A 26,218-nucleotide genomic window follows, 5' to 3' on the forward strand; every position below is an offset into this window, starting at 1 on the left:
GATTTATTCAGCGGTCATTATCAGCAAAGTAAGCCAACTCCTTTTGAGTCCTGGCAAAGCAGATTTTCATAAGCCTCACAAGGAAGCGGAGACCCGGCAGGGATATGAATGATTTTGGGAGTTTTGATTTTTTAGCAACTTTAGGTTAAAAAAATTTGCGCAGTCGAATAACTGCGCTTATATTTGCAGTCAATCAACTGCGAATAAATATGAGACGAGATGTTTTTCAGGCCATTGCCGATCCTACCCGCAGGGCCATTTTAAGTTTGGTGGTAGTGGGGGCTATGACGCCTAATGCGATTGCTGAGCATTTTGGAAGTGCCAGACAGACCATATCAAAGCATATTCAGATCCTGACCGAATGCGAGGTACTGGTCCAGAAGAAGACCGGCAGAGAAATATATTATCACTTTAACCCTAAGAAAATGAAAGAGATCGATATCTGGCTGGAACGCTTCCGCAAGATGTGGGAGGACAGTTATAATCAGCTAGATGACGTATTAAATGACCTTTAACTTAAATAATCATGACAAACAATTTTGTATTCGAATCAGACCTTGCAGCTAGAACGATCCGCATCGTACGCGAATTTAATGCGCCAGTTGAGAAAGTATGGAAAGCCTTTACAGATCCTGACCTGCTTGAAAAATGGTTCGCGCCGAAACCATGGAAGGTGGAAACCAAGCGCATGGATTTTACCGTCGGTGGCGTATGGCTGTATGCCATGGTGAGCCCGGAAGGGCAGAAACACTGGACGCAATATGAATTTACTGCGATAGAAAATTGCATCGCTTATTCAACAACAGGTATGTTTGCTGATGAGGACGGCAATACGGGTGCTGGTGCGCCGAAAACATACCGGAATGTTACATTCTTGTCCATTGGCAGTGACAGATCGAAGGTCGAAACGGTGATTACCTTTACTGATGAAGCGACCATTCAAATGTTCGTCGAAGGAGGCTTTAAAAACGGAACTGCCGTGACTCTCAATCAGCTGGATGAGTTGTTGGTTTTGGAATAGGCTGTGCCTTGTCGGACCAGATGAATGTTTTTCAGGATACGTAAAAAATGAGAAGCTGTGACCGTTCCTGCGCCGAACGAAATCTTTTTCATGTATTTTTTAATCCTCCGCCTTCTCTTTTGGATCCGCCATCCTTACAATTCTTGGCTGGAACTTCGCAACTACTTCTACCAAATCCGTTTGTGCCGCCATCACCGCATTGATATCCTTGTAAACCATCGGCGCTTCGTCCAGGCCTGAGCCAATCAGCGTAATCTTTTTGTGAATCAGGTTTTGTAAAACATCTGCTTTATTAATCGTTTTAAAGGCTGCGCTCCGGCTCATTAACCTTCCTGCACCATGCGAGGCAGAATTGATCGATGATTCATCTCCTTTTCCCTTCACCACAAAGCCGGGTGTGCTCATTGATCCGGGAATAATCCCCAGAACGCCTTTTCCGGCCGGTGTCGCGCCTTTGCGGTGCACCATCACGTCGGTTCCATCAGACAGCTTTTCCTTCCACGCGAAATTGTGGTGGTTTTCGATCCGCATTGCGGGTTGAATGTGCAGGGCACGGGCAATTTTGTTATGGATTTCATGGTGATTTGCAGAGGCGTAATCCCCAGCCAGGTTCATGGCTAACCAATATTCCTGTCCTTCATCTGTATTCATATCCAGCCACGCCAAATGTTTTGCTTCTTTTGGAAGTTGCGTTTTCTTCATGGCGATTTCAGAATAGGTATTTGCAATGTTTCCGCCAAATCCTCTTGACCCTGAATGAGATAGAAGTGCCAGGTAATTTCCGGCCGGTATTCCCTCCAATGCATTTTCAGAAATAGTCAGCTCACCCCACTCGACAAAATGGTTACCCGTTCCCGATGTTCCCAATTGCGCATAGGCTTTGTCTTTCAGTGTTTTAACCGTTTTGACCGCATCCCACTCAGGACGGTCGAACAGACTCGTATCGAAATGCACTTTGGTTTTGCTTCCCATTCCGAAATGGGTATGATCAAGCAGCAATGTTCTTAATTTATCCCTTTCAGTATCCACCAATGTCGCAGGCATATCAAAAATGCTCAGACACATGCGACAGGCGATATCCGCACCCACCGCATAGGGAATAATCGTATCTGCATTCGTTGCCAAAACGCCACCGATCGGCAAGCCATATCCCTGGTGTGCGTCGGGCATTAAAGCACCGGCGATTGAAATGGGCAATTGAATGGCTGTTTTCATTTGTGCCAAAGCGCCTACCTCTATATGTTCCGGACCAAATACAGGAAAACTCATCAGCTCCTTTTTCAATTGATGAATGGATCTTGTTTGCTTGATGAACTTTCCTGCTGTCCGAAGTTCAATCACCTTGTCTGCGATGTTTTTGAACTTACCATTTCGCTTCAATGCATAGGGGGCCGGATCTTCAATCAAGGCTTCCAGATTAGCCATGATGGTTTCTTTGTCCATCACCTCATTTTGCAGAAGTCCGTTTGCAACCCGGCTGAAAGCAACCAGCATGTCAAGGTCATTAATACCTAGTGCGCCTATTTCTCTATTACTGATTTTTACTTTTTCCATGACATTTATCTTGTTTGACATTACAAAGCAAAAAGTTAACTGCGCAGTCTTTTTGCGTAGTTGAGAATCTTTTGATATTTTTTCGAAAAAGACTCATTATGCCTGTCAACCGTAATGCACTGATCCGCTATCGAACAATCGACAACTGTCTGCAAAACCGCTTTCGTAAATGGACGCTGGATGACTTAATAGAGGCCTGCTCAAATGCACTTTATGAGTTTGAGGGAATTGATAAATGCGTGAGCCGTCGCTCTGTGCAGGCAGATATTGAAATGATGCGTAGCGATAAACTGGGTTACGAGGCACCTATTCTTGTTGTCGATAAAAAATATTATATCTACTCAGATAAAAATTACAGCATTATCAATATTCCATTGAGCAATCAGGATTTGAAGGTGCTGGGTGAAGTTTCTGCGTTGCTCAAACAATTCAAGGGATTCAGCCATTTCTCGGACCTGACAGAAATGGTCAGTAAGCTCGAAGATAAAATCCATGCGCAGAAAACGCACAGCCCGCCGGTTGTACGAGCAGAATAATATCAGCCCGTTTAAAAAATATTCATTGACCAATTCCGCTTGGCGGTGAAGACCCATTTCAAGCTGTACAGCATGGCATCAATGATTTGAGATGAGCATCATTTATCACTCCGCACGCCAGCAAAAGCACCAATCACGGCTATCAACATCCGGCATACTCAGGCCTGAAAATTCCATTCAAAGCGGCAATCGTTTTTTCTACAATCTTTCTCCCATCTTGTAGTTCAATGTAGGGGTTTGGTTCGTCAGGGTGAATTTCCTTAATAACTCCCTCAGCCCGTTCCAGTCCATTGATGTCGAGAATCATTTCCGCTTTCGCTCCACGGTTTTTGCAATCTATCAGCATTTCCATAAAGGTCTCATTTACTGATAATGTCGTACGTAAGTCCATATTTTAGTTGGTTACCTGCTCGTAAAGTAATTTGGTAGAACGTCGTCCCTCACTTGGATACGCCGCTAATTAACAATTGGTTCAATGGATTTCTTCGTTCTTTCAATCGTATCATCGTACCTTTGCGGCTTCAAAAAATGAGACGATGATTACAGTTGAAAATTTGGCCGTTGAATTTAACGGCTCTGCGCTTTTTAGTGAGGTTTCTTTTGCTATTAATCCTACTGATAAAATTGCCCTGATGGGTAAGAATGGAGCGGGGAAATCCACCATGATGAAAATCATTGCTGGTGAACAAAAAGCCAATCGCGGCCACGTCCGCGCGCCCAAAGACGCCGTCATCGCTTATTTGCCGCAACATTTATTGACCGAAGATAATTGTACCGTTTTCGAAGAAGCGGCCAAAGCATTCAAGCAGGTTTTTGAAATGCGTGCTGAAATGGAAAAACTGAATCTTGCACTCGAAACCCGCACCGATTACGAGAGCGATGAATATATGGCCATCATCGAACAGGTTACCGAACTCGGTGAAAAATATTACCAGCTGGAAGAAGTCAATTATGACGCGGAAGTTGAGAAAGCCTTGAAAGGATTGGGATTCAGGCCGGAAGATTTTCAGAGACAAACCAAGGAATTCAGTGGCGGGTGGCGGATGCGCATTGAGCTTGCCAAAATATTATTGCAAAAGCCAGACCTTATTTTACTGGATGAGCCTACCAACCATATAGACATTGAATCCGTCATGTGGCTGGAAGATTTTTTGGTGAACAAGGCCAATGCCGTAATGGTTATTTCTCACGACCGTGCCTTTATCGACAATATCACCAATCGTACGATTGAGGTCACCATGGGGCGGATCTTTGACTATAAAGCCAACTATTCCCATTATTTGGTATTGCGTGAGGAGCGTAGAGCACACCAGGTGAAGGCGTATCAGGAGCAGCAGAAAATGATTGCTGATAATATGCAATTTATCGAACGCTTTCGCGGTACATATTCCAAAACCAATCAGGTTTCCTCCCGCGAACGCATGTTGGAGAAACTGGAAATTATTGAAATTGATGAAATTGATAATTCAGCCCTAAAACTTCGTTTTCCACCTTCGCCACGGTCAGGGGATTATCCGGTTACCGTGAAAGATGTTTCAAAATCCTACGGTGATCAGGTTGTGTTCCGCAATGCAAGCATGTCCATTTCAAGAGGGGAAAAGGTATCGTTTGTGGGCCGGAATGGTGAAGGGAAATCTACGATGATCAAGGCCATTATGGGCCAGATCGATGTCGAAGGAACCTGCCAGCTTGGGCATAATGTCAAGGTTGGCTATTTTGCCCAAAACCAGGCATCGTTATTGGATCCCAATCTGACCATTTTTCAGACGGTAGACGAGGTCGCAGAAGGAGATGTAAGAACCCAGATCAAAAACATTCTGGGCGCTTTTATGTTTCAGGGTGAAGATATCGACAAGAAAGTAAGTGTATTGTCGGGTGGAGAAAAAACGCGGCTTGCCATGGTGAAGCTGCTTCTGGAACCTGTAAACCTGTTAATTCTCGATGAGCCTACGAACCACCTGGATTTAAAGTCAAAGGATGTTTTGAAAGAAGCACTCAGAAACTTTGACGGCACGTTGGTACTGGTCTCCCATGATCGGGATTTTTTACAAGGTTTGTCACAGAAGGTTTTCGAGTTTAAGGATAAACGTGTGATTGAGCATTTTGAGACTATTGACGCTTTTTTGGAGCGGAATAGGATAAAGAGTATAGCGGATTTGCAGTTGGCGAAGTAGGGGTTTATTCTCCATGGAAACTGTAAGGCTGGCGATTATTTGCAGGCCGTGTTTAAAACTAGCAAATAATTAATGTCATCTTTACCATAGTCGATGTTGATGACACTGCCTTTTTATGAAGTTGCTTAGATTGATGCCTCGGGAGAAAAAACTTTCAAGGAAATACTAGAAATATTTTAATCTCACCCTTCTCGTCCAACTTAATACTGCGTGCAAATGAGATATGTAAAGATATTGTTGGTATTATTTGTTATCGTTTCAGGCTGCCAAAAGCTAAAACCAGCAGGTTTCTGGGTAAGTTACCAAGAACCGTTTTTGAAGGAAAATATCTCCGAGTTCGGACCTTACGGAGGTTTTTCGGCAATGCATTGGCGTGCATCTGAGAGCTGTAACTTCTCAAAAAAAGACATTTTGAAATTTGCCAAAGATCATGGCTGGCAATTTGCAGACACTGTTCTAGTCTCATCGGATGCAGTAACGAAATACCATGTTAGCGGAAAACCTTATTTTCCTTTTTCATACACCAACTTTTCTAAGCCAGATAATCTCGAACCTACGTTCCCGAGATGGATAGATTCAGATCTCATAGTCTTTAGGCATAGAACTGGTTTCCTAGCAATTCAACCCGGTAACGCAATTCAGACAGAGATAAATGGCTACATTGTGATTAGTGCAGATAGTTCGCAGTTTTCAGTTTATCACCTTTGGGGAGAATGAATGTACCTGTGTCAAAAAGTATTGAGCATTTGATCCTCAACTAGTGCTATGCTGGTAGAAAAGCAATTAGTGGAAATCCGATGTCTATAAAAACAGTTCGTTACTTTACATCTTGCTCAAAACCAGATTACGTTGTACCCTGGCGAATGTAGACTTGTCTTCAAACTTTGCTATATCCGTGCCATTGTCGTCAAAATCAATAATTACTCCATTTTTGATGATGATACTGATCAAATTATTGGATGCAGAATTAATGTTTATTTGCGCATACCTGCCCAAAAGGTTGTCATTTTCGTCATTTAGCTTAACTCCTATTAGCTCACTCTGTCGATAGGCATCCTCTCTATCCAATAACTCAAACTCTCTCAGGTGTGCCTGCAAATGTGTCTCGCCTTCGTTTGAGACGCACCCATAATCTGCTACCTGAAATGCAAAAATGCATTCTTCCCATATAAGATCTTTAATGAGACCAAGGGCATCAACATCAATGCATAAAACATCCTCTACCGCTTTAAACATCTTTTCCGATATTTTTGGGTGCTTTACATCTGATGAGAAAAAGGTAAATAAGACTTCTTCGTCGAATAACTTCATATAAAGTCGGCAAGTCCCCACCCCAATATCATTCCAACCTACGAGATTTGTCAATTCGTTTCTTATCATCTTAGTATCGTTTGAATTATTCACACAAAAACAGCCAATCTTTTCGACAAGACAAGAATATATTTTTCTAACGGTTGTGATTGTAAGCAACCGGCGGGAACTGTATTATCGATTTGAGCCGGCGCGCATTGATGTACCATTTGCATGGACTCGCGTTTCGGGAGTTTCTTCGGATTCAGGAGATCGTTTCCTGGCCAGCCATATCGCTAGCGGATCTTCTGAGCGGACATACCCAACTTGCACTTGACCTTACGAAGACAATCAAACCTCTGGAACACTTTAATGACTACCTGAAACAAGGATATTATCCCTATTTCCTGGAAAACAAAGAGGCGTACGCGCAGAAACTCACCGAGACAATCCTGTTGAGTTTGGAACTTGATTTGCCTGCTGTTTATGGCATCAGCTATGCATCGGTTGATAAACTGAAACAATTGCTGGTGGTATTGGCCGAGAGTGTTCCATTGAAACCGAATATCAGCAAGTTAAGCGAGACGCTTAATACCAGTCGGGCTTTGGTAGTGGAGTACATGCATTACTTGGCAGAGCTAGGCGTTTTGATGCTGTTGCACCGGGACAGTTTCGGCATTACCCGGCTGCAAAAACCGGAAAAGGTATATCTGAGTCATCCCAATCTTCAATACGCGCTACACCAGAGCAGGCCCGATACCGGTACTTTGCGGGAAAGCTTTTTTCTAAGCCAGGTCCAGCCTTTGCATAAAGTGGAGTATACCGATAAGGGGGATTTCAGGCTCGACCGCCAAATCACAATTGAAGTAGGCGGAGCCAATAAATCACGACAACAGCTTGCGGGTGTGGAAGATGCCTATGTGGCGGCGGATGGAATTGAGGTTGGGTACGGCGAGAAGGTGCCGCTTTGGATGTTTGGTCTGTTGTATTGAGTCATAGTTATGAACGTCACTGGATGAGCGACTTGCTTAGATTATTGTTTGTCTGTCTAATCTGAGAAGTGCCAGTAATTTAGTCGCGAAGATGATATAAAAAAAGGCCGGTTGAACCGGCCTGCAAGGTGTATTGTAATCAGTGACTGTTGCCATTAAATAGCTGCTTACGAACCAAGTCTCGAACATTGTCCGAAATTATCGAAGCAGTTTTTTCCGGGGGAGTGTCAATTCGAATTTGACCAAGAACATCAGAATTTACGGGACGGTGTCCTCGTAACGAAAACGGGCCTGTTTCTTTTTTCGATTTTTCTCTCGGATAAGTCATATGGGAATTGGTTATGATTGTTCAAAATTAGCGTTATTTTTTTCCTTATAATATATGTGGAAGAAGTGTGGGTTTAAATCTTGCTTGAAATAATACTTTCTCTTCATCCATATAAACCCATCTGTTTTAGAAATTATTGCTACATCTATTGGCCCGCCCACACTTTCTTCGGCGGACATAATCCTGCGCTTCATATATGTCATGTAAATTAGATTTTCGGCTAAGTCGCTCAAATCTTCTTTTGATAAAAACGCGACGGTACTCACAGTTGGTTCAATATAGTATCTAAAGGACGCGCCTTGAATGTTATCGTTGAATCTTTTTACTAAATCTCCCACATTTATTCTTGAAAGATGATCTTTAAGCTGATCTACTGCGGGCTGCCCCAAAGGAAATCCAGATATTGTGCTCAGTAGATCTGTGATAACTTGCTCTATGCCATTATGATATACCCTTGTCAAATATGGATGTATTCCCGTAATCATCATTTCCATAACATCTGTTTGAGCAAATGGCACGATAGAACCGCTATTTGAATCGTCTATAATATCGGATTTGCCCTCCACCCATCTTGCTTCATTTCCGATTAGTTCCCCAAAGGTCACACTTTGTAGAGATGGAAAAATTTCATTGTCTCCGTATCCCGCAAAAACTAAGCCAGAAGAGAGATTGTCAAAAAACTCCCCTGACTGAAAATAAGCAGCGATTGTACGACGTACAGCCTCAAAAATGCCGTTGTCTGCTTTGATCCCGTGCTGGTTTATCATTTGCTGCAAATCGTAAGAATTGATAAAATCATCAATAATGCCTGAGCTAATTCCCGAGCTGCCGGATTCTGCTTGATTGGACAGCCTGGTGTACTGCCGGTCCAAGTATGAAACAAATGCTGTATGATCAAATCCAGCTGGATTGAATCGTTTTTTTCCAATGTGCCTCCGTATAAATTCATCCAGCAATCGCCTGATCGCTTGTCCTTTCGCAACTTGAGTCAAATATTTGTCACTAGTCTGGACATGCTCGATAAACTTGTTACGATATTCGAGTAATGTATTAAACTTATCGTTGCCCAGTGATTCTCTGAAGGATTTAATAATGATTTCCCAAGGCGTCGTGAGAAGCTCCGCTGAGCCGTAGATGGCAATTCCTACAGGATGATATTTGGATAGTTTAAAAATCTTATTAGCAGTATTATAGATCTTGTTTTGGTTCGGGCCAGTGACAGTCACAGCGCTATCGGCAGCCAAAGCCACTGCGGTCTTATTAAGTATTCCCACTACGGCGGTCATAAAATAGAGGTTAGGTTCAAAATTTTTCCTTCAAAATACTAAATCGGTCTGCCGTAGCAAGAAGTATTTATTTATCGGTCAACATTTCGACTGCCGTTGTAAAAATCTATTCGACTCGCATTACCATGTTTTGAAAGTTGGGACTTTTGCCTTTTAGTCTCCATCACCCATCCAAATTTTCCCCTATATTTGCCCTGCAAACGTTTGATTAATATCTATGGAACAATTAATAGTAACCAGGCCAAAATGGTCTTGGAGAGGCATACGGGTGAAAGTCCCGAAGCCTGGTCGATGTGTTCCATCGCTGACGTTTGCAGTGACCTCTCCTTTATTCATTTACCAAAATCCATTTCACCATGCAAACGTCGAATGGCGAAGGTGTCGACTCGAATGCAAATTCAGTCAACCCAACGAATGATGCACGTCAAGCATCAAATGTCAGCACACCGCTGACGCAATCCCAAGCCGAGTTTTGGTATCTAGTAGAATGTCAGGGCTGTAAGGAGCTGGCGCATTCGCTCAAAATGATCCACGATCTGGCTCTTTATCATTCGGATGTTCCGTTTGATACAGTTGAAAAGACTGCTCTTTTTGATTTGAAGGTGCTTTGGGAGGGTTTTGAGAAGATGGGGGCGAAAGTTTAGGAATTGGAGGACTGTTGGCGACAGTCCTTTTTTTATTTCAGCTATTCTGAACCATGGGCCGCAGTTGATGTATCAGAAAGGTGGTCCGCGTACTTAGCCAGCATGTAGCTTAAAGCTTCTTCTCATGATAATAATGGTTCTATCCCTCGTTCTCAAATTCCCCAATAACAGAAAGCCCCGATGCAGCTAGTAACTCCTTGTATTTCTCCGCTCCGGGCGATTTCGATTCTGTATTTTTAAAAAACTGATTAAAGGACTGGTCCTATCCGGCATATTTGTAATCAGTCTCCTTGGGAATGGTGGCAACTTCATATTTCAAATTCCACTCTTTAATGTTTTCCAAAATCGGCAAAAAAGCCAAGCCCTTTTCGGACAACCGATATTCTACCCTTGGCGGTAATTCCTTGTAAGCCAGCCTTTCCAATAAGCCATCTTCTTCCAGCTCTTTCAACTGTTCGGTCAGTACTTTCCTTGAAATGTGCGGCACTACGGCGCCTAACTGACCAAAACGCATGGTGCGGGTGCCCAATACATTGATAATGATGGGCTTCCATTTATTACCAATCGTGCCTATTGCTCTTGTAAACGGGCAATTTGAACTGCAAAATCTGTCGTCTCTCATATCTGGAAAAATTTGTAGTTACCCATTGGTAACCAGAATAGACTATAATAGTTTCAAAAATAAACTATTGATGGTTCCTTTGCAATACAAATTTAAATAAAGCTGATAATGAACAAATTAAAAAATAAAGTAGCGGTTATTACAGGCGGTAATAGCGGCATTGGGTTTGGCATTGCCCAGGAATTCAAGAATGAAGGTGCTGTGGGAGCCATCGTCGGCAGATCTCAGGGCACTTTGGATAGTTCTGTGGCTCAATTAGGTGCTAATTTCATTGGCATCAATGCCGATGTAACCAGCCTTGCCGACCTGGAAAGGGTCTTTAAAGAGACATCAGAGAAATTCGGTAAAATAGACGTGATTGTAGCCAATGCAGGTGGTGCCGCTACGGGAGCAGCATTTGGTTCTGTGGCAGATACCAGTGAAGCAGACTATGACAGAACAATGGACCTGAACCTTAAAAGTGTCTATTTCACGGTCCATAAAGCATTGCCGTATATGAATGATGGTGGTTCTATTATTCTGATCGGTTCAAATGCAGCGCACCGGGCTTATGCTTCATTTTCACTTTACGGTGCTGCCAAAGCGGCTGTGATTCATTTCGCAAAAGGCTTTTCAAACGACCTTTTGCATAGAAAAATCAGAGCAAACGTAATATCACCCGGTACAACAGATACACCCGTATTTGACAAGTTTGTCCCCGTAGAACAATTGGAAGCTGTTAAAAAATACTGGGCAGATGTAATGCCGATAGGCAGGATCGGGCAACCCTCTGACATTGGCAAAACAGCGGTTTTCCTGGCTTCCGATGATTCATCGTTCATGCTTGGCGCGGAACTCCTTGTTGATGGCGGACTAAGCTATTTGTCTAAATAATTGACCACACTGACGCAGGCTTATTAACCTGTGTCAAAAAATAATTTCAAAATGAATCAATCAGAAAATAAAGAAGCTAGCTACGCAATTGTAGGCTTCGGAAAGATCGGCCAGGCCTTGGCTAAGGCGTTTGCCCGCAAAGGCATTGAAGTATCCGTTGCAACCACGCGCGACCCGGAGCGCTTTGCATCCGACGCGGCAGCGATCGGACCCACAGTCATTCCCACAACCCTGTCGGAAGCCGTAAAGGCGGATGTGATCTTTTTGGCGGTGCGCTTCGAATCGCACCCGGATGTGGCAAAGGCGCTGCCCGGTTGGCAGGGAAAAATCATCGTCGATGTGACCAATGCCTACGGCGTGTCCCCTGAAAAGCTAGGAGGACAGCCTTCTGCAATAGTCGTCTCCCGGGCCTTCACCGGCGCCAGACTCGTTAAAGGCTTCAACCATTTGGTCGCTGCCGTCATTGAGCAAGATCCGGCCGTGCATGGTGGAAGGAGAGTCGTGTTCCTGGCGAGCGACGATGACGGCGCAGCAGCAGAGGTAGGTGTGCTCGCAGAAAATCTCGGTTTTTCACCCGTCAAGCTAGGCAGGCTTTCGGAAGGCGGATTACTTGTGCAGGCGCAGGGAAATAGCTGGGGCCAATTGATTTTTAAGGACTTGGTCAAGTTCAACTGATCATAATATTAATTAATAACATCATGAATAAGTTAGAAAACAAAGTAGCGGTCGTTACCGGTGCTTCCAAAGGAATAGGTGCGTCCATCGCAAAACATTTTGCCGCCGAAGGTGCCAAGGTGGTTGTGAATTATGCCTCAAGCAAAGAAGGCGCAGACCGTGTGGTAAAGGAAATTACAGATCATGGAGGCACAGCCATTGCGATACAGGCCGATGTTTCGAACGTAGCCGATGTAACCAGGCTGTTTGAAGAAACCAAGAAGGCTTTCGGCCCATTGGATATTTTGGTAAACAACGCGGTCTTTCAGCAATTTTTACCAATCGAACAGGCATCGGCAGAAGCTTTTCACCAGCATTTCAATGTCAATGTTTTGGGTCCTGTACTTACGATCCAGGCAGCTTTAAAACTGTTTAGCGATAAGGGTGGCAATATCATCAATATCAGTTCGGGTGCAAGCAAATCGCCGATGGCGGGAATCTCTTTGTACTCTGCGACCAAGGCAGCATTAGATGCCATCACGATTTCTTTGTCGAAAGAACTGGGTGCAAAAAACGTCCGTATCAACTCTATTTTGCCGGGCGCTACGGAAACAGAAGGCGCAACTAGTGCGGGCGTCACCCCTGGCAGCGAGTATGAAAAAATGTTCGTCGCCAATACTCCGCTTGGTCGCAGAGGCCAACCCGAAGACATTGCGAAAGCAGCCGTATTTCTTGCTTCCGACGATGCCGCGTGGATTACGGGCGAGCAAATTTCCGTTTCGGGGGGTATGTTTGGGTTTTGAAAATGGAATGACTTCCGCTGTGGAGGCGGGAGTTGTTTTTAGCCGACGCCAAAATTCACTAACCGATATAAAAAGCTAAATTTGAACGGATCGCAAAATGAACCTGAATGAGTAAGGAAAACCAAATCGCTTGTTATGCCTCCTTCGTATAAATAAAGACAAAGTAACGCTACCAAGCTTCAACGAAGCAGAGTGATTGATTGTAGCTATGCTTGACCGCATGATAGTAATGATTCTCTCCCTCATCCTCGAATTCCTCGATAAGCGAAAGTCCCGATGCAGCTAGCAACTCATTGTACCTCTCCGCTCCAAGCGATATTGATTCTATTGCTGTAATGGCATCTTCCCATTTCAATTTTTGAGAAGGAGCCGTAAATAACAGCTTTCCGCCAACGTACAGCGCATTTGCCATTTTCTGAATCACAACTCCCTGTGTCTCTTCCGGCAAAAGGAACATTAACCCCCAGGCAATGATGGCATCGAACTGCCGATTGAAAAACGAGGAATCTTCCACGGCTTCACAGGCGACGGGACTATTTGGGAAGTTCTGCCTGAAGATTTGAACCATCGAAGGCGACGCATCAATCCCATAAACGGTCAAACCTTCATCTACCATTGCTTTCGAAATGGGCAGGCCCGTGCCACAGCCTATATCCAGAACCGTCGCATTTGGAAATAGCGACCTAGCCCAGCGCCGCACTGATGCCGCGCCGACTCCATCGACGCCTTTCGAGCGACAGCGAATGAATGTCTCCGCGTTGTCCTCATATCCGTTTGATTTGTCCATTATGTTTTAGGCAAGTTTCTTTCAAAAGAAAATTAGTTCGGCAATCGCGACGCGAATGGCACTTGTAACTCTCACAATGATATTACGATATCTTGTTTTTCAAACCTAGTTTGTCGCACATGGAAGCCAACTCCCCGCAAGGATTCTATATTGTTCTCAATAGGATGCCCATACGGATTTTTCCCAACTGAGATGATTGCATTCCCAAATAAGGTTTTAAACGGCCTGGCATACTTGAATCGGCCTGCTTTCCCGCCATGGTGTGGAACAAGCAAATGATGAGTATGTTGAAAGTTAAGATCAACTAGTATGTCGCGAGAGAGTTGTTCATACAGTGCGTCTCCTGATAAAATCATAGTATTATTTGCAGTCTTAATTGACACTGCAAGACCGGAAATATTTCGGTTCCTGCTTTGCTCGGCATTGTATAAAACCACTTGGGAGTTTGTATCAGTGATGCTAGTGAATTTTGGAGAGCCTTTCTTAGTCTTTTCTTGTGGAAAGCTGGAATAGAAAAAACCTTTGTGCTGCCCAGTGCATTAGCAATTTTATTGAAAAGATTTTGACTAGTTAAGTTTGGAAGTGCATCCCGGCACACGAAATATCGAAAATGAGTTGCGAGTTGAGATTCATTCATGCCTAACAAGCAATGATAGTGGTCTTTATCCCAATGAGAAAGAATAAGAACGGGCTTGGATGACTCGTAAATATCCGTGCGACTTTCGATTAGTTGTGCGATCTCAGATTTTGATGCATTGGTGCACGTCCCTAAATCAAATATTAACACAGGCCGATCTTCGGAACACACTTCGTTCCAGCTTCCTTGCTTCACATTTCGTACCTGGACAGTAACTTTTCCGGCACAATTCAGTGGTATGTTAAAATATTTGGTGGGGCGATCTATTTTTTCTCCAATAGACACAGTGACCGAGCTATCAAAAACTTTGTCATTCGTTTCCTGCAAACTGACTCGGTATCCGATAAGGTATGAATCATTTTCATCGCGAGTTAGCGGTCCATGAATCATCCATGCTCCTATTGTTTCAGGAAGCATTGCATAAACAGTATTCTCGAAGATTCTTTTGCCGCGATAATTTTTCAGTTCAATCATGGAGGGATGTTGAAAGTCTGCTCCTCCACCTATGAGACTTTGAAACGAGACATATTCGTCTAAGTTAATGAAGTCAAATATCACAATGCCCTTAGAAAGATCTACCTCTTCGATGTAAACTAAGATGTGATTTGGGTGCTTTTGTTTGTAATAAAAAATAACCATGGCCTATTCGAATGCTCTTCGAGATTTTTCGATCGCTGGCTTGTTCGCTCTAGCTATACCTAAGCCAACAACCTCTCCAACCTCCCCTTCCATTTCTCCCAATCCCTAAACTCCCTGTTCTGCAAATCAACAAACTTCTGCGTGTGGTTATGATGGACCAAATGGCAAAGCTCATGAACAATCACATACTCTATACATCCTTTCGGAGCTTTTATTAATTCCGGATTTAGGATAATCTTGCCCCGGGGTGTGCAGCTCCCCCAGCGAGTGGGCATATTTCGTAGAATTATCGACGATGGTTCTACTTCATACTTTTTGAATCGTTTTATAAGGGGCTGAGCGATGGAATGAAACTTCTTTCTGGCATTATCAAGGTACCATTCAGAGATGAGCGTTTCCGTCCTTGATTTGTCGGCAGTAAAAACTTCAATGAACTTGCCGCTGATTTTCACTGCCTCAGTATCGCTTGCTATGATTTTCAGCCGATAAGGTCTTCCCAGAAATAGGTGCGTCTCACCGCTGACGAATTTTCTTGGCGGATTTTTGGGATGGAAAGACAAAAAGAAACTTTGCTGTCTAATTATCCAGGGTGCTCGCTTTCGCAAGCGTTCCTTAATGTCAACAATCGGAGTTCCGTCAGGCGCTTTTACCAGAACGTCCAAATCAGGAGTTACCGTGATACCCAGCGATTTTCGATTTGCAAATGTCAGTTCAAAATCGATCCGTTTGGATCCGAAAACGATGTAATCTGTCACTTATAGCGTGTTTTAGCGATGTTGATGCACTTGGCTGCAATGTCATCCATGTCTTCAAATGATAGGTCAATTTCATGTCTGTCCCTCATTTCATCAATTAGATAATCTCCAATGTCGATCTGCAATTTTCCTATGATGTTCGATTTGAAAAACCAGTCTACAACCGGCTTGCCATGATCTAATATTGCATCCTGAATCAAATCACTAATTTTTAACGCAGCCTGCACGCCCATTTCTTTTTTGATTGCCTCATCGCCAACCTTGGTTCCTATCGCTTCAATAGTTATTCCATAGAAAGCCTTCGCTATATCTTTATCCCGCAGCTCACCTGGAATACCGCTGTCGGTATAGGACAACACATTGTTCATGATTTCCTGAACTTTGCGTAAATACTGCGCCTCTCCAATTCGCTGAGCCTCGTGGTCCGCGATCGTTTGCCGAAGCATATCTGAGAATTTCTTGTAAAAAGCTGGATCCTCGTCCATCTTCTCGGAAATATGCTTCGCTGTCCGACTGGCTATTTTGTCTGCTTTTGCAGTTTGTCCGGTTGTTTTTTCAAGTTCCAACTGAAACTTCTCTTTATCGAAAATGTTCACGAGCTCCGTAATCGTTTCCACGTTTTCGGTTGTGATATGGGTGTCTATCAGCTTCTGAATTTGTCCTTCGTACTGCTTGAAATTCACTTCATCGCTATATCTCGCCACTACCGAAATCCTCAACCGCAGAAACATGGTAAGATCTTCTTTGTATCGATTGATTTGTTCTTCACTGGCCTGACTTTGAAACTCAATAGAAGACAAAGCCAGTTTTAGAGCTTTGGCAAATTTGGCAAGCTTATCATAAAACAGTACCCGCAAAGCCTCATCTTTGAGTAAAACCTGGTAGGCTTCCGCGTCACGCTTGTTTCTTACAGTTTTAAAAATATCCCAAAGCTCCGAATGCTTCTGTGGAAGTTTCTTAACTTCTTCACTGATATTAGTTAAAGTCCCTTCCAGATCGTCAGCATCAAAATCCTGGAATGAAGAGTACATGGTTAAAGCATTATCCAGATTCTTGATAACACCATAGTAATCGATGATATAGCCAAAATCTTTCTCTTCATAAACTCGGTTAACCCTCGCAATCGCTTGCAGCAGTTTATGTTCCTGCAAGTTTCTGGTCAAATAGAGCACTGTATTTTTCGGCTCATCAAATCCCGTCAGTAGCTTATCGACAACAATGATAATTTCCGGATCCGATTGATTTTTGAAACGGTTAATGATATTCTTTTCATAAGTTTTCGCATTGCCGTGCTCCTCCATCATCCGTTTCCAAAAACGCTTTTCAATGTCGGATGTTTCTCCATAGGCAGTTTCTTCACCCTCCCTTTCATCAAGGGCCGAAATCAAAACCTCACTAGTTACGATCCCTTTGGCGTCCAATGCCTCTTTGTATTTGATTGCAGTAACTTTTTTGTCGCAAACCAGCTGTGCTTTGAAAACGGTGCCTTTCCAGTTGTCCCGAAAATGCCTGCTGATATCCCAGGCAATAGCGTCTATTTTTTGTTCGGCCCTGTTCAGTTGATCCGCCTGGCTAAACTTTCTTTTAAAATCGGCTTTCTGATATTCGTTCAATGGCTCCGCAACCATTCCAAAGTATTTGTCAATTGGCCCCGCATTGACCTCCTGCCTTGCCACCCGGCCTTCATACAAAAGCGGCACTACGGCCTCGTCTTTCACCGCCTGATCTACCGTGTAAGTGTCAATGATCCCTCCGAACCTCGCAGCGGTACTTTTGTCTTTTTTGAAAAGAGGTGTCCCAGTCATTGCAATGAAGCAGGAATTAGGCAAAGTCTTTTGCATTTCCACATTGAATGTGCCATGCTGGGTACGGTGACCTTCATCTACCAGTACAAAAATGTCCGGGCTTTCCAGTGGCGTTTTTATTTTCTTTACTGCCGCCGAAAACTTGTTGATGATCGTTGTCACAACTGCGTCGCTCTTGCTTTCCAGAAGCTCAACCAGCCGCTGACCTGTTCCCGCATTTTCGACAAATTTGCCGCATTTTCGGAAAGTCTTCGTAATCTGATCGTCCAGGTCAGTTCTGTCCGTAACCAGTACAATTTTGGGATTTCTGATTGACTTCTCCATAGCGATGGCCTGGGCCAGCATCACCATCGTCAGCGATTTTCCGCTTCCCTGCGTATGCCAGATCACCCCGCCTTGTCGCTTTCCGTTTTCAATGTTTTTGATCCGATCAATGGTTTTTTTGATCGCAAAGAATTGCTGGTACCGGGCGATTTTCTTTTCCCCATTATCAAACAGTACAAAATTGAATGCAATATCCAGCAATCGTTCGGGCCTGCACAAACCGAAAAGATATTCGTCTTGAATGGTTGGCATTATCTCTTCACTTTCCAGTTCTTCAAAGTAAGAGCGCATGTATTTGAACCGATCAGCAAACAATTTTGCCTTTTGCTCCGCACTGACCGGTCTGTTCTTTAATGCTTGTAACTCGCTTCGATATTGCTCCTCCTGTTCTTCGTGCTGGAATTTCTCCTGCCATTTGGCCCAGAATTTCTCTTTCGTCCCGTTTGTCGCGTACACGGCATCCTGCGTCGCAATGCTCATTAACACTTGCGCATATACGTACAATGATCGGATACCGTCGTCCTGCTGGCTTCGCAAATGCTGGCTGATCGCCTGCACCAACGAATCTTTTTTGTCGGGCCGCTTGCATTCGATGATGCACATCGGGATTCCGTTGACGAACAATACCAGGTCAGGAATGTAATGTTCCTTGCTCGTGGTGCGGGTGACCGAGTAGCCGTCGACAACGTGAAATACATTGTTTTCAATGTTCTTCCAATCAATGTATTGAAGGGAAATGCTCTTTTTCTCACCGTCGAAGCTTTGTTCAAATGCTTTTCCGAGCGTGATCAGGTTATATGCTGCTTCACAGGCGGCAATGTAACCATCCTGCATAGGCAAGTCGCGCAATGCCCTTATCCCGTTCTCAATGTTGGCATCGCTCACATAGGTGAACTTCGTGGAACTGATCCGCTTCTCGGCATTGATTTCCTTCAACTGCTTCCGCAGAATATCGTCCAGCAGCACATTCGTCGTTTTCCCTCCACGCAGCTGACTCACCTCCGCAGGACTCAGATATGTGTAACCTAGCTTCTGCAATATTTGCAAAGCGGGGATCAGACTGATGTGGTTTTCTTTGAAACTTGGAACTTCCATGCGCTATCGGGTAAGAATGCAGATTTTCGATATATCTTTTGTCTGAGTTTGTACTCTTCGGTGTTTTTACTTATCTTTGCAGCGTTCTTTACCCTTGGTGGGGAATCTACAAAGGTCTCAAACGCTGAACCCGCAATCAGCGTTTTTTTATTTTTCATCCCTTTTCTTTCCAACATATGCTTCATCTCTGATCCAATCAGGGCTGTCCATGATAGTATTCACATTGTCAGTCGATTGTATTTCATATGCGGTTACAAATTTCGCTCTTAGTTCGCCCGTAAAACGGATAATGACAACATATCCGTTTTTCACCAATGCAACTCGACGGCTGTTATGATAGGTTTTTTGGTCTCTATCCCATCCCTGTTTCAGCACTGCGTCAGGATCACATAGTGTTTCTTTTATCCATAGCATTTTTTCCAGCCGATTAAGAGAAAGAATAGATTTGTCTCTTGCTTGTCTGTCATCACTCTCGTAAAAAGCGTGATCAAACATATCTTCAAAAAACTTCACTTGAATCTTGTCGAAAGTAAATATTGGATTGGCTTTATCACAATACTCATCTTTCCAGAGTTGCCGAAATTCAGCTTCGGTCATCTTTTGAGCTTTAATCTTTTTATAGCTCATTTTACCAGCCTCCTTTCAGATTTATCTTGAAAACATTGAGCTTCTCTTCCCATTTGCCGGTGGGAGAAATTGATCTACTCAAATGTGCTTTCTCGACATATTCTATTAAGGACAACTTCCCTTTACTGGTTATTTCTCCATTAAATTTGGCAACAACTAGTCCCGTAAGAACATCGGCAAGTTGTATTCCAACAGATTGCTCTGACGGTAGACCTTGGACTTGTTTAATGTCTGATGTAAGGTTAGCGTTATCAAGTACTTTCTCCAATTCTCGAAGTCGACCTTTATTTCGGTTGACTTTTAAATCCAGGAAAATATCATAGTTGTTGAAGTCAAAAATCCAATGCTGCAAAAGCTGATAGTAAAATTTGTAAAACCCGAGCTCGGCATCTTGGTTGTTGAATTTAATGTGGTCCACTTTCGTGGCTTCAATCAGCACAACACGGAATCGGATGAAATTTGACTGAAAAAAGAAGTCGATGACATCCTTATAGAGTTCATAATAAGCCGGTGAGAATTTCTGCCATTTCAGCTCTCCATACACTTTATGCTTCTCTTTAATTTCCGCAATGCCATGTTTCAAAGCATCACGACAGTCAGAGGGGATCCAAATCCCCCCAATACCCGTGTAAAGGTGTGCATCTTTGCGAGTAAGAGCCTCTAAACCACTTTCATCGCAATAAACTTCAAAGTCCATATCTCCTTATTTCGTTATCGCGATTCATTTATCAACTCAGCAATCTCAGCCGCAATTTCTTCCACCGTGAACGAAGAAGTGTTTCGCGCCAGCTTATCAGCCAATGATGGTGAAAAATCAATCACTTCCTTTTTCGTGATATTGTGCCAAATCGGAAGTACGACCTGTTCGCCAGAAACAACTCTTGTGATTATTCCATCCAGTTCATAGTTAGTCCATCCTTTGCTGATGAAATCTTTCGATAAAACCACAATTCCAAACCGGCTATTCGCAAGGCCCTTATCAATCTTTCTGCGAAGGCTATCCCCAATTCTCAATTCAAATTCATCATACCAAACCGACAGTCCTTCCTCAACCAAAGCATTTGCCAAAGGCCGAACTACATCATTTTTATCTTCTGACGCGTGCGAGATAAAAACATCATAACTCTTGCTGAATGCGTCTGGGCCATTTGGCGTGTCATCGTGCTGTACAAGCGAGGGTACTGACGACAAAGGGCGATCCTCGTAAGTTGGTAATGCGGATGGTAATACTCGGGTCGAAGATCTAACGGTTCCTCCAAGACCAGCCAGGTCAACCGTAACATAATAATGTCCAGAACTCGGCACACCAAGTACTGTCGGAGATTTTTTAATAAGCCCACCAACATATCTATGACTTCTCCCGGCCTTGTAACTCTGGAAGTTGGAGCTGTCCATGAGCCTTACATTGGCTTGGTTGCCTGAAAGTGTAACCTGCACTTGTTGCCCTCTTTTGAGTTGCCCCAAGTCATAGAATTGGAATTTCATATCTTATATCTTCAATCGTTTCTTCCCCGTCAGCAAAACCTGCATCATTCCCTTTTTCTGCTCCCGTAGCTTTTCTGTTTTGGCTTTTAATAGTTGTATTTCTTTGTCGGCGGTGTCAAGTATTTGAGCGATTGCTGTTTGTTCCTCGATTTTTGGTAGTAAAATCTTAATCAGAGAGAAGCCGTTCCACCTCAATCCACCGCGCCGGTCAATGGAGCCTTCCATTCTGTTTTGATACTCGTAAATAAGTTTGTGCGACTTAAGTAATTTATAAAAGAAAGCATCATCAACCGATAAGTCAGTTTTAAAAACAGTATACATCGGGCTTATCAAGGATTCTTCCAAAATATTTTGATAACCAATGCTTCCCTCTTCAATATGGTTAGTGGCATAAGCGAAATGATTTCTAGGTACCACTTTATATGTGCTTACATCATCTGAAAATATTTTTCTCCCAAAATATTCGAGTGATGGGACCAGCCCATTATATTTAGTACAAGATAAAACGGTCAACTGTTCGTCAGATTTATTCCGAATGCTCACTTCTTTACAAACATCTTTTATATGTATCTCCTGCCATTCGCCTTGAAATTCCTTCAACCTCTTTTTTCCCGTCAACAAATTTTGCATGAGCCATTTTTTGCGAAGTTCTTTTTGGGCGATGAGTTTGTTGTTTTGGTTGATTGCGGAATCTAATGAGCTGAGAACTTCAACTATTGCGCGTTGTTCATTAATAGGAGGTAATGGGCATAGGATTTTGGAAAGCGCATCTTTTGTCAACTTATATCTGCCTGCACCTTGCCTTGTAAGATGCGGTGTTAATTCTTTGTGATTGAAATAATAAAAGAACCATTCGGTGAGATTTTCAACACCCTGGATAATATGTGCATGATTATTGACATTGAATTTCCCCTCCACCAGTAATGTCATGGGCAGTTCCTTCCATTTGAGAAAGTGATCACCGTCCTCGCCAATTAATGCATATTTGCCATCTATTCGAAACTCATTAATGTAATCCTGAATTTTTGTGGGGCCGTAGTATGGGTATGCGCCCTGGATTTTCTCACGCTCAATTTCACTAATTGGCATTCTGAGATTGTTGCAAATCTTGAATGCTTCCACAACAGGTTTTACATCCCATTCTTTCGGGATTCTTACATTTCCAAAAGTTTTAAAGTCGCCCCTATTGTTGCTGACAGGTGCATAATTCTCATCTGACAATTCGGTATCATCAACTAGATCCTGCGAGACATATGTATTTTCTCTACTCATGATGGTTATATAGTAACTTCGAAGTACCGCTTGCGCGAATTTGATAAGTATAAAGTTCCTCGTACAAACGCGCAAGCGGTATTAGGTTTAAGTGTTTCATTGTCAGCTATTTTCCGCTTGCGCCTTTACTGTGTTAACCGCTTGCGCAAAATACTTACTCGCCTGTAACGGCGTATTTTTCTGAAACCAGATTCTTCCTGTTTTCTATGCAAACCATTTTCCTGACGTCAGGAAAATGGTCGGTGATTTGCGGCTTTTTAAAAGTCAAATGTGCCTCGCCTCCCTTCAAAATCCAGTTGTCCGGAAATCCCGAACAACTCACATTCCCTTAACCCACCAATTCCTTTAAATACCTGTCAATCTCCTCCTGCACACCTTTCAACTCCACTTCAAGCCGCTCAATCTCAGCTTGCACAGCCGCAATATCCACTTCTTCTTCCTCTTCAAAAGTATCTACATACCTCGGAATGTTGAGGTTAAATTCATTATCCAGGATCTCTTCATAAGTAGCGACGTAGCTGAACTTGTCTTCAACAATGCCAGGCTGCAGCGTTCCTGCATTGAACTGCCGGTAAATGTCTACAATGTGATTGATGTCTGCCTCGCGGAGTCTGTTTTGGTTTTTTACGGATTCGTAATGCTTGCTGGCGTCGATGAAAAGTACTGGATCATGGCCATTTTCAGTCCGCGCTTTGTTGAAGATCAGGATCGCCGCCGGGATTCCTGTGCCGAAGAACAGGTTAGCAGGCAGGCCGATCACCACTTCAAGAATATTATCTTCAATCGTCCGCTGGCGGATCCGGCCTTCGCTGCTCCCACGGAACAACACACCGTGAGGCACCACCACCACCACTTTCCCGTGACCTTCGTAGGCAGTCTCAATCATGTGGCTGATAAACGCCCAGTCGCCTTTGCTCTTAGGAGGCACTCCTCGCCAGAAGCGATTATATGGGTCGGCCTCGGGATCATAGCTGTCGACTGCCTTGTTTTCGGGCTTTTCCTCTTTATCCTCAGTTTTCCCCCATTTGTCGAGTGAAAAAGGTGGGTTGGCGACCACTGTGTCAAACTTCATAAGCTTATCGCCTTCTTTCAGCTTGGGATTGCGGATCGTATCTCCCCAGCGGATCGTCGCATTATCAAACCCGTGCAAAAACATATTCATCACGGCCAGCGTCCATGTACTCCCATTGGCTTCCTGCCCGTATAATGAGAAATTATCAGAACCAACTTCCTCTCCGGCTTTGATCAGCAACGAAGCCGAACCGCAAGTAGGATCTGAAATCCGTGAACCGGGCTTGGATTTAGAAAGTTTGGCGATCAGCATCGAAACTTCCTTTGGGGTAAAAAACTCGCCTGCCTTTTTTCCCGCGTCACTTGCAAACCGTTCAATAAGGAACATATATGCACCACCGATGATGTCCATACCTGCAAGGTGGGAAGGACGCAAATCGAGGGAATCTTTGTTGAAATCAAGCAGCAGGTTTTTCAGCCGGGTATTCTTGTCTTTGGTATCGCCGAGTACGCTGCTATTAAAGTTAATATTCTGAAAAATCCCCTTTCCATCCTGACTGAACAATTTTTCGCGGTTCGCTTCTTCCAGGTCTTCCAGCGCAATGTCGATCAGTTCGCCAACGTTGCTTTCATTGCGGTGATCGAATAGATACTTAAAATGGCTGTTTTTGGGGATCACAAAGCGTTCGTGACGCATCGCGCGGTCTGCCCTTTCTTTGTCGTTGTTATACTTGGTGAGATACGCCTCGTACTTATCATCATGCACGTCGCTGAGGTACTTAATGAAAAGCATTGTCAGCACGAAATCCTTATAAATGGCCGGATCTATGCTTCCGCGGAAAGTGTCACAGGCCTTCCAAACGGCATCATTGATATCTTTTTGGGTAATTTTTTTAGACATTGGTTAAAATATTGATGCGGATTGTCTGATTAATTTCTCTATTGAATGTTGGACTCTCTTTTCGTGAAGCAAGTTTATCTGTTTCCTCAATTGTTTTTCCTGGTTTTGCAAGTCGGTTATCTGGAGTATAAGTTGTTGCTCTTCAATCGTCGGGCCCGGTATTTCGAGATCTTCCAATACTGACTTGGATATGGAGACCATTGAGGTACCCGCTGCATTGGCTTTCAAGAACCTTTGTGTTTTGGAATAATTCAAATACCACACAAGAAACTTAGGTAAAATGGTATCCGTTACGAGCCTGATCACAAAAAACGAAGTTGACGCGACAGCCGGGGCATTCTCATTTTCGTAACAGGTTGCGAAGTTTTTAGAACCCTTCGCCGCAAACAACACATCTCCATGCTTCAACAGATGTTTTTTCGATGAATAACCCGCTTTCAGATCAGGCTTCAAAGCTGATTGCAGCTTGCCATTTTCATCAAAGTGTTTAGCTTGCAAGTATACAACATCTCCCGCCGCTTCCGGCTTTGCAAGTATACCTGTCTGAATTTTGGCGATGTCCCGGATAAGCATTGCTTACGTTTGATTAACTAAACAAAGATTAGCAGAAACCGCTAACTATGCAAATTAAATATTTGAGTAGAATTTGTACAAAAAAATGATTGTAAACGCGATGAGATGTTAATGTGTTTATATTCAATACATTAATGCAATTTTGAAGTACAGGTCTGTTCTAAAATAATTTGAATTGCTTAAATGTATTGTTAATATTGAATCGAATACATTAGCCCTTCAAATATGCACACCAATCAAAACGACGAGTCGGAAGACTCTCTCCACCGCGCCTACGGACGCAAAGTTCAGGAGTTACTTTCTCAAAGTGATGCCAACATCTGGATCGAGGATCTCTGGGACATGTATACGGGCTTCACTTTATTCAGCCAAGAGGCGGGGTACGACCCAAGAGGTCACGACAGGTTTGTGTCTTTCAAAGAGCTGGTGTTTTTCTTTCAGGAGGTTGGGAAGATGGAAAAGTAGCGGACCCGGAAGGCGATCGGGATAAAATTAAGCACACCGCTGTAATGAGCCATAACCTCTGTTTCGAAACAAAAAAAGGTCCCTTTTAGGGACCTTTCAAACTTTTGGGAGGGAGACGGGTCTCGACCGGCAGCGGCCGACCGTCCGCGACCTCTAGAACCACAATCTAGCGCTCAAACCGGCTGAGCTATAATATGGGCACAAAAAAAGGCCCCAAAAAGGGACCTTTTAAAAACCTGGGAGGGAGACGGGTCTCGAACCCGCGACCTCTAGAACCACAATCTAGCGCTCTAACCGACTGAGCTACAACCTCCATTTCAGGGTACAAAACTATGAAAAGGTTTACAGCTTGCAAGATTTTTCTTAACTTTTTTTGCAAGCTGTAAACCCATTTCCTCAAATATATAGCTTACTTCGCTGCAACGTAAAGAGCGTCAGCAGCTTTCCAGTCCACTACATTCCAGTATGCGTCGATATAATCCGGACGCTTGTTTTGATATTTCAGGTAGTATGCGTGCTCCCACACATCCAGTCCGATTACCGGCGTGCCTTTCACTTCCGCGATGTCCATTAATGGGTTATCCTGGTTTGGAGAAGAAGTGATAGCGATTTCGCCGCCTTCTTTCACGATTAACCACGCCCAGCCTGATCCGAAACGACCGATTGATGCTTTTTTAAACTCATCTTTAAATGCTTGAAAAGAACCGAATTTCGCTGTGATAGCCTCTCCAAGTTCTCCTGTTGGCGATCCGCCGCCACTGGGTGAAAGTGATTTCCAGAAAAAAGTATGGTTCCAGTGACCTCCGCCGTTGTTACGAACCGGAGCCGGTGCTTTGCTGATACCTGCAATGATTTCTTCTATTGTTTTGCCTTCCAATTCAGTACCTGCTACCGCTGCGTTCAGATTGGTAACATATGCCTGGTGATGGCGGTCATGATGTATCTCCATGGTCAATGCATCGATATGAGGCTCTAATGCATTGTTTGCGTAAGGTAAGGGATCTAGTGTAAATGCCATTTTAAGTGTAGTTTAAATGATAAATGAATATGCTTGATTAGTTGGCT

General features: G+C 43.6%; 27 protein-coding genes and 2 tRNA genes. 11 read left to right on the top strand and 18 right to left on the bottom strand.

Annotated features, from left to right (window positions below):
• Positions 1-209 precede the first annotated feature (209 nt).
• Both ABIO93_RS24850 and ABIO93_RS24855 read left to right on the top strand, forming a co-directional pair.
• On the top strand, positions 210-515 hold the full coding sequence (locus tag ABIO93_RS24850; RefSeq protein WP_348072701.1) for a metalloregulator ArsR/SmtB family transcription factor: 306 nt from the start codon (positions 210-212) through the stop codon (positions 513-515).
• Positions 516-526: 11 nt separating this feature from the next.
• The gene (locus tag ABIO93_RS24855; protein ID WP_348072702.1) at positions 527-1,021 is read left to right on the top strand and encodes an SRPBCC domain-containing protein; all 495 of its coding nucleotides are present in this window, start codon (positions 527-529) and stop codon (positions 1,019-1,021) included.
• 99 nt (positions 1,022-1,120) lie between these two features.
• On the opposite strand, the gene ABIO93_RS24860 is transcribed toward ABIO93_RS24855, so the two are convergent.
• Positions 1,121-2,575, bottom strand: a complete 1,455-nt coding sequence (locus ABIO93_RS24860; protein ID WP_348072703.1) for an RtcB family protein — start codon at positions 2,573-2,575, stop codon at positions 1,121-1,123.
• Between the two features lie 98 nt (positions 2,576-2,673).
• Here ABIO93_RS24860 and ABIO93_RS24865 point away from each other — a divergent pair, with 98 nt between their 5' ends.
• Positions 2,674-3,111: a hypothetical protein gene (locus ABIO93_RS24865; RefSeq protein ID WP_348072704.1), complete on the top strand. Its 438-nt coding sequence runs from the start codon at positions 2,674-2,676 to the stop codon at positions 3,109-3,111.
• Positions 3,112-3,253: 142 nt separating this feature from the next.
• On the opposite strand, the gene ABIO93_RS24870 is transcribed toward ABIO93_RS24865, so the two are convergent.
• Complete coding sequence (locus ABIO93_RS24870; protein WP_348072705.1) at positions 3,254-3,502, bottom strand: hypothetical protein; 249 nt, start codon at positions 3,500-3,502, stop codon at positions 3,254-3,256.
• A 145-nt stretch (positions 3,503-3,647) separates the two neighbouring features.
• On the opposite strand from ABIO93_RS24870, the gene ABIO93_RS24875 reads away from it, so the two are divergent.
• Together ABIO93_RS24875 and ABIO93_RS24880 are read left to right on the top strand one after the other, a co-directional pair.
• The gene (locus ABIO93_RS24875) at positions 3,648-5,285 is read left to right on the top strand and encodes an ABC-F family ATP-binding cassette domain-containing protein (protein WP_348072706.1); all 1,638 of its coding nucleotides are present in this window, start codon (positions 3,648-3,650) and stop codon (positions 5,283-5,285) included.
• A gap of 216 nt (positions 5,286-5,501) precedes the next feature.
• Positions 5,502-6,002, top strand: coding sequence for a hypothetical protein (locus ABIO93_RS24880; RefSeq protein WP_348072707.1), 501 nt, complete (start codon positions 5,502-5,504; stop codon positions 6,000-6,002).
• Positions 6,003-6,107: 105 nt separating this feature from the next.
• On the opposite strand, the gene ABIO93_RS24885 is transcribed toward ABIO93_RS24880, so the two are convergent.
• Positions 6,108-6,665, bottom strand: a complete 558-nt coding sequence (locus ABIO93_RS24885; RefSeq protein WP_348072708.1) for a hypothetical protein — start codon at positions 6,663-6,665, stop codon at positions 6,108-6,110.
• Positions 6,666-6,796: 131 nt separating this feature from the next.
• Here ABIO93_RS24885 and ABIO93_RS24890 point away from each other — a divergent pair, with 131 nt between their 5' ends.
• Positions 6,797-7,567: a hypothetical protein gene (locus ABIO93_RS24890; RefSeq protein WP_348072709.1), complete on the top strand. Its 771-nt coding sequence runs from the start codon at positions 6,797-6,799 to the stop codon at positions 7,565-7,567.
• A gap of 339 nt (positions 7,568-7,906) precedes the next feature.
• Here ABIO93_RS24890 and ABIO93_RS24895 read toward each other — a convergent pair whose 3' ends face one another.
• Positions 7,907-9,181 (bottom strand): hypothetical protein, encoded by a 1,275-nt coding sequence (locus tag ABIO93_RS24895; RefSeq protein WP_348072710.1) that lies wholly within the window; start codon positions 9,179-9,181, stop codon positions 7,907-7,909.
• 356 nt (positions 9,182-9,537) lie between these two features.
• Between ABIO93_RS24895 and ABIO93_RS24900 the strand changes: the two genes are divergently transcribed.
• Positions 9,538-9,825 (top strand): hypothetical protein, encoded by a 288-nt coding sequence (locus ABIO93_RS24900; protein WP_348072711.1) that lies wholly within the window; start codon positions 9,538-9,540, stop codon positions 9,823-9,825.
• A 262-nt stretch (positions 9,826-10,087) separates the two neighbouring features.
• Here ABIO93_RS24900 and ABIO93_RS24905 read toward each other — a convergent pair whose 3' ends face one another.
• Complete coding sequence (locus ABIO93_RS24905; RefSeq protein ID WP_348072712.1) at positions 10,088-10,447, bottom strand: helix-turn-helix domain-containing protein; 360 nt, start codon at positions 10,445-10,447, stop codon at positions 10,088-10,090.
• Positions 10,448-10,555: 108 nt separating this feature from the next.
• Between ABIO93_RS24905 and ABIO93_RS24910 the strand changes: the two genes are divergently transcribed.
• The 3 genes from ABIO93_RS24910 to ABIO93_RS24920 are packed head-to-tail and all read left to right on the top strand — an operon-like array spanning position 10,556 to position 12,777.
• Positions 10,556-11,320 carry an SDR family oxidoreductase gene (locus tag ABIO93_RS24910; RefSeq protein ID WP_348072713.1) on the top strand — a complete coding sequence of 255 codons (765 nt, stop codon included), beginning with the start codon at positions 10,556-10,558 and terminating at the stop codon, positions 11,318-11,320.
• A 51-nt stretch (positions 11,321-11,371) separates the two neighbouring features.
• The gene (locus ABIO93_RS24915) at positions 11,372-11,995 is read left to right on the top strand and encodes an NADPH-dependent F420 reductase (protein WP_348072714.1); all 624 of its coding nucleotides are present in this window, start codon (positions 11,372-11,374) and stop codon (positions 11,993-11,995) included.
• Between the two features lie 23 nt (positions 11,996-12,018).
• Complete coding sequence (locus ABIO93_RS24920) at positions 12,019-12,777, top strand: glucose 1-dehydrogenase (RefSeq protein WP_348072715.1); 759 nt, start codon at positions 12,019-12,021, stop codon at positions 12,775-12,777.
• 169 nt (positions 12,778-12,946) lie between these two features.
• Here the strand turns inward: ABIO93_RS24920 and ABIO93_RS24925 are convergent, their stop codons facing one another.
• From ABIO93_RS24925 to ABIO93_RS24970, 10 genes are all read right to left on the bottom strand, one after another.
• On the bottom strand, positions 12,947-13,564 hold the full coding sequence (locus ABIO93_RS24925) for a class I SAM-dependent methyltransferase (RefSeq protein ID WP_348072716.1): 618 nt from the start codon (positions 13,562-13,564) through the stop codon (positions 12,947-12,949).
• A 352-nt stretch (positions 13,565-13,916) separates the two neighbouring features.
• Positions 13,917-14,675 (bottom strand): hypothetical protein, encoded by a 759-nt coding sequence (locus ABIO93_RS24930; protein ID WP_348072717.1) that lies wholly within the window; start codon positions 14,673-14,675, stop codon positions 13,917-13,919.
• Positions 14,676-14,899: 224 nt separating this feature from the next.
• Positions 14,900-15,595, bottom strand: a complete 696-nt coding sequence (locus tag ABIO93_RS24935) for a SprT family zinc-dependent metalloprotease (protein ID WP_348072718.1) — start codon at positions 15,593-15,595, stop codon at positions 14,900-14,902.
• Positions 15,592-18,819: an HsdR family type I site-specific deoxyribonuclease gene (locus ABIO93_RS24940; RefSeq protein WP_348072719.1), complete on the bottom strand. Its 3,228-nt coding sequence runs from the start codon at positions 18,817-18,819 to the stop codon at positions 15,592-15,594. Before ABIO93_RS24940 ends, ABIO93_RS24935 begins: the two co-directional genes overlap by 4 nt.
• Before the next feature lie 147 nt (positions 18,820-18,966).
• Positions 18,967-19,446 carry a hypothetical protein gene (locus ABIO93_RS24945; RefSeq protein WP_348072720.1) on the bottom strand — a complete coding sequence of 160 codons (480 nt, stop codon included), beginning with the start codon at positions 19,444-19,446 and terminating at the stop codon, positions 18,967-18,969.
• Position 19,447: 1 nt separating this feature from the next.
• Positions 19,448-20,143, bottom strand: a complete 696-nt coding sequence (locus ABIO93_RS24950; RefSeq protein WP_348072721.1) for a DUF3800 domain-containing protein — start codon at positions 20,141-20,143, stop codon at positions 19,448-19,450.
• Between the two features lie 14 nt (positions 20,144-20,157).
• Positions 20,158-20,931 carry a DUF1883 domain-containing protein gene (locus ABIO93_RS24955; RefSeq protein WP_348072722.1) on the bottom strand — a complete coding sequence of 258 codons (774 nt, stop codon included), beginning with the start codon at positions 20,929-20,931 and terminating at the stop codon, positions 20,158-20,160.
• A gap of 3 nt (positions 20,932-20,934) precedes the next feature.
• Positions 20,935-22,203 (bottom strand): restriction endonuclease subunit S, encoded by a 1,269-nt coding sequence (locus ABIO93_RS24960; RefSeq protein ID WP_348072723.1) that lies wholly within the window; start codon positions 22,201-22,203, stop codon positions 20,935-20,937.
• Positions 22,204-22,531: 328 nt separating this feature from the next.
• A complete protein-coding gene (locus tag ABIO93_RS24965; RefSeq protein ID WP_348072724.1) occupies positions 22,532-24,115 on the bottom strand; it encodes a type I restriction-modification system subunit M in 1,584 nt (527 codons plus the stop codon).
• Between the two features lie 3 nt (positions 24,116-24,118).
• A complete protein-coding gene (locus ABIO93_RS24970; RefSeq protein ID WP_348072725.1) occupies positions 24,119-24,688 on the bottom strand; it encodes a restriction endonuclease subunit S in 570 nt (189 codons plus the stop codon).
• Positions 24,689-24,913: 225 nt separating this feature from the next.
• Here ABIO93_RS24970 and ABIO93_RS24975 point away from each other — a divergent pair, with 225 nt between their 5' ends.
• On the top strand, positions 24,914-25,153 hold the full coding sequence (locus ABIO93_RS24975) for a hypothetical protein (RefSeq protein WP_348072726.1): 240 nt from the start codon (positions 24,914-24,916) through the stop codon (positions 25,151-25,153).
• Between the two features lie 109 nt (positions 25,154-25,262).
• Here ABIO93_RS24975 and ABIO93_RS24980 read toward each other — a convergent pair.
• The 3 genes from ABIO93_RS24980 to ABIO93_RS24990 all read right to left on the bottom strand — a co-directional run bounded on the left by ABIO93_RS24980 (position 25,263) and on the right by ABIO93_RS24990 (position 26,171).
• Positions 25,263-25,344, bottom strand: a tRNA-His gene (locus ABIO93_RS24980).
• A gap of 47 nt (positions 25,345-25,391) precedes the next feature.
• Positions 25,392-25,467: transfer RNA gene (locus tag ABIO93_RS24985), tRNA-His, on the bottom strand.
• Between the two features lie 95 nt (positions 25,468-25,562).
• Positions 25,563-26,171 (bottom strand): superoxide dismutase, encoded by a 609-nt coding sequence (locus ABIO93_RS24990; protein WP_348072727.1) that lies wholly within the window; start codon positions 26,169-26,171, stop codon positions 25,563-25,565.
• Positions 26,172-26,218: the final 47 nt, after the last annotated feature.

It is taken from the genome of Dyadobacter sp. (assembly GCF_039919315.1).
In the GTDB taxonomy this organism is placed as follows: domain Bacteria; phylum Bacteroidota; class Bacteroidia; order Cytophagales; family Spirosomataceae; genus Dyadobacter.